At 46.3% G+C, this 665-nt stretch carries 1 protein-coding gene; it reads right to left on the minus strand.

Annotated elements, in window-relative coordinates; translation table 11 throughout:
• The coding region (locus ACTXGO_RS15650; RefSeq protein WP_443575170.1) for a 3'-5' exonuclease at positions 1-665 on the minus strand (665 nt) is incomplete at both ends.

The raw sequence follows: 665 nt of genomic DNA on the forward strand, positions 1-665 counted from the left end.
TGAGTCGCTAAAGTTAACGTCAGCTCACGGCGCGCGCGGGTAATACCGACATACATCAAGCGCCGTTCTTCTTCGACCGTCTCACTCATGATAGAGTTGCGGTGCGGTAGCATCTCTTCCTCGAGTCCCATAATGTAGACAAAATCAAACTCTAGGCCTTTTGCTGCGTGCAAGGTCATTAGATTGACTTTATTGGTATTTTCTTCTTCTTGCTGCTGCTCTAGCATATCAAGCAGTACTAACTTGCGAATAATAGTATCAATAGTACGGTCTTCGTCTTCTTCGGCGCGATTAATCAGCGATTGAATACTGGTATAGAGCATATCGATATTATCGATACGGTTTTTTTCTTGCTGCGGGGTCTTAGCATCGCTACGCACAAAATCAATATAGCCCGTCTCATCAATCATTTGACGCACAATTGGCACAGGGTCGGGGTGTTGATCGAGCGCGCGGGTATAATGCTCAATAAAGTCGCCAAACTCTTTGAGCGTGCCATAAGCTTTACTTGGTAACACATGAGACAGCCCGCCATGGGTACAGGAGGCGAGTAGTGAGATGCTATGCTCTTGCGAGAATAGACCAAGTTTCTCTAAAGTCGCAGGCCCCATACCGCGTTTGGGCGTATTGATAATACGCAAAAATGCACTATCATCCTCAGGATT

Source organism: Psychrobacter sp. T6-1, assembly GCF_052258445.1.